Source organism: Mammaliicoccus sp. D-M19, from assembly GCF_022386695.1.
In the GTDB taxonomy this organism is placed as follows: Bacteria; Bacillota; Bacilli; order Staphylococcales; family Staphylococcaceae; genus Mammaliicoccus; species Mammaliicoccus sciuri.
This window is the reverse complement of the sequence record NZ_JAJNHW010000016.1, coordinates 1-2877: the sequence shown is the minus strand read 5'-3', so window position 1 is coordinate 2877 and position 2877 is coordinate 1. Positions and strand designations below refer to the sequence as shown.

Sequence of the window (2877 nt, the reverse complement as noted above, 5' to 3'; positions counted from 1 at the left end):
GATTAAGTTATTAAGGGCGCACGGTGGATGCCTTGGCACTAGAAGCCGAAGAAGGACGTTACTAACGACGATATGCTTTGGGGAGCTGTAAGTACGCTTTGATCCAGAGATTTCCGAATGGGGAAACCCAGCATGAGTTATGTCATGTTATCCGCATATGAATACATAGTATGTGAGAAGGCACACCCGGAGAACTGAAACATCTTAGTACCCGGAGGAAGAGAAAGAAAACTCGATTCCCTGAGTAGCGGCGAGCGAAACGGGAAGAGCCCAAACCAATAGGCTTGCCTATTGGGGTTGTAGGACACTCAATACGGAGTTACAAAGGAAATGATTAGACGAATGGTTTTGGAAAAGCCAACCATAGAAGGTAAAGGTCCTGTAGTCGAAAGTCATTTCTCTCCTGAGTGGATCCTGAGTACGGCGGAACACGTGAAATTCCGTCGGAATCTGGGAGGACCATCTCCCAAGGCTAAATACTCTCTAGTGACCGATAGTGAACCAGTACCGTGAGGGAAAGGTGAAAAGCACCCCGGAAGGGGAGTGAAATAGAACCTGAAACCGTGTGCTTACAAATAGTCAGAGCCCGTTAATGGGTGATGGCGTGCCTTTTGTAGAATGAACCGGCGAGTTACGATTTGATGCAAGGTTAAGCAGTAAATGTGGAGCCGTAGCGAAAGCGAGTCTGAATAGGGCGAATGAGTATCTGGTCGTAGACCCGAAACCAAGTGATCTACCCATGTCCAGGTTGAAGTTCAGGTAACACTGAATGGAGGACCGAACCGACTTACGTTGAAAAGTGAGCGGATGAGGTGTGGGTAGCGGAGAAATTCCAATCGAACTTGGAGATAGCTGGTTCTCTCCGAAATAGCTTTAGGGCTAGCCTCAAGTGATGATTATTGGAGGTAGAGCACTGTTTGGACGAGGGGCCCCTCTCGGGTTACCGAATTCAGACAAACTCCGAATGCCAAATAATTTAACTTGGGAGTCAGACTATGGGTGATAAGGTCCGTAGTCGAAAGGGAAACAGCCCAGACCACCAGCTAAGGTCCCAAAATATATGTTAAGTGGAAAAGGATGTGGCGTTGCCCAGACAACTAGGATGTTGGCTTAGAAGCAGCCATCATTTAAAGAGTGCGTAATAGCTCACTAGTCGAGTGACACTGCGCCGAAAATGTACCGGGGCTAAACATATTACCGAAGCTGTGGATTATCCGTAAGGATAATGGTAGGAGAGCGTTCTAAACGTGTCGAAGCATGATCGTAAGGACATGTGGAATGTTTAGAAGTGAGAATGCCGGTGTGAGTAGCGAAAGATGGGTGAGAATCCCATCCACCGATTGACTAAGGTTTCCAGAGGAAGGCTCGTCCGCTCTGGGTTAGTCGGGACCTAAGCCGAGGCCGATAGGCGTAGGCGATGGATAACAGGTAGATATTCCTGTACCACCTATGATTGTTTGAACGATGGGGGGACGCAGTAGGATAGGCGAAGCGTGCTGTTGGAGTGCACGTCCAAGCAATAAGACTGAGTGTTAGGCAAATCCGGCACTCGTAAGGTTGAGTTGTGATGGGGAGTTGGATCATGTATCCGACGAGTCGTTGATTTCACACTGCCAAGAAAAGCCTCTAGTTAGAAAATAGGTGCCCGTACCGCAAACCGACACAGGTAGTCAAGATGAGAATTCTAAGGTGAGCGAGCGAACTCTCGTTAAGGAACTCGGCAAAATGACCCCGTAACTTCGGGAGAAGGGGTGCTTTTTAGGGTGCAAGCCTTGAAGAGCCGCAGTGAATAGGCCCAAGCGACTGTTTATCAAAAACACAGGTCTCTGCTAAACCGTAAGGTGATGTATAGGGGCTGACGCCTGCCCGGTGCTGGAAGGTTAAGAGGAGTGGTTAGCTTCTGCGAAGCTACGAATCGAAGCCCCAGTAAACGGCGGCCGTAACTATAACGGTCCTAAGGTAGCGAAATTCCTTGTCGGGTAAGTTCCGACCCGCACGAAAGGCGTAACGATTTGGGCACTGTCTCAACGAGAGACTCGGTGAAATCATAGTACCTGTGAAGATGCAGGTTACCCGCGACAGGACGGAAAGACCCCGTGGAGCTTTACTGTAGCCTGATATTGAAATTTGGCACAGCTTGTACAGGATAGGTAGGAGCCTTTGAAACGTGAGCGCTAGCTTACGTGGAGGCGCTGGTGGGATACTACCCTGGCTGTGTTGACTTTCTAACCCGCACCATTTGATCATGGTGGGAGACAGTGTCAGGCGGGCAGTTTGACTGGGGCGGTCGCCTCCTAAAGAGTAACGGAGGCGCTCAAAGGTTCCCTCAGAATGGTTGGAAATCATTCGCAGAGTGTAAAGGCACAAGGGAGCTTGACTGCGAGACCTACAAGTCGAGCAGGGTCGAAAGACGGACTTAGTGATCCGGTGGTTCCGCATGGAAGGGCCATCGCTCAACGGATAAAAGCTACCCCGGGGATAACAGGCTTATCTCCCCCAAGAGTTCACATCGACGGGGAGGTTTGGCACCTCGATGTCGGCTCATCGCATCCTGGGGCTGTAGTCGGTCCCAAGGGTTGGGCTGTTCGCCCATTAAAGCGGTACGCGAGCTGGGTTCAGAACGTCGTGAGACAGTTCGGTCCCTATCCGTCGTGGGCGTAGGAAATTTGAGAGGAGCTGTCCTTAGTACGAGAGGACCGGGATGGACATACCTCTGGTGTACCAGTTGTCGCGCCAGCGGCATAGCTGGGTAGCTATGTATGGACGGGATAAGTGCTGAAAGCATCTAAGCATGAAGCCCCCCTCAAGATGAGATTTCCCAACTTCGGTTATAAGATCCCTCAAAGATGATGAGGTTAATAGGTTCGGGGTGTAAGC

At 50.3% G+C, this 2877-nt stretch carries 1 rRNA gene; it reads left to right on the top strand.

The features are described 5' to 3' along the window. Positions 1–2877: ribosomal RNA gene (locus LQ675_RS14860) — 23S ribosomal RNA — on the top strand; the annotation flags it as partial.